Origin of the sequence: Corynebacterium sp. HMSC036D03 (assembly GCF_001836185.1) — a bacterium.
In the GTDB taxonomy this organism is placed as follows: domain Bacteria; phylum Actinomycetota; class Actinomycetes; order Mycobacteriales; family Mycobacteriaceae; genus Corynebacterium; species Corynebacterium simulans.
In genome coordinates this window covers 1-211 of sequence record NZ_KV827766.1, presented here as the reverse complement: position 1 = coordinate 211, position 211 = coordinate 1, and the positions used below count along the sequence as shown (strand labels likewise).

Genomic DNA, 211 nt, shown 5'->3' with positions numbered 1-211 from the left:
GGAAGAAGTCGAAGCCCTCACGCGGCTGGTTGGAGGCGGTGGTGGTGGACAGAAGCATGGTGTCCTCGTCCAGGTAAGTGGTGACAGAGCCGCCCGCCTGACGAGCCAGCTGGCCAGTCTCGAAACGGATGGTGCGGGTGCCAAAATCGCCATTGTCAAGGGTGGCGATTGCTTCGGTGATACCGAATTCTTCATCAATGTTGAACTCAAC

Annotated in this window: 1 protein-coding gene; it reads right to left on the bottom strand. The window is 57.8% G+C overall.

What is annotated here, in order from left to right; genetic code table 11:
• Nucleotides 1-211: hypothetical protein (locus HMPREF2692_RS11895; RefSeq protein WP_141761332.1), on the bottom strand; the 211-nt coding region annotated here is incomplete at both ends.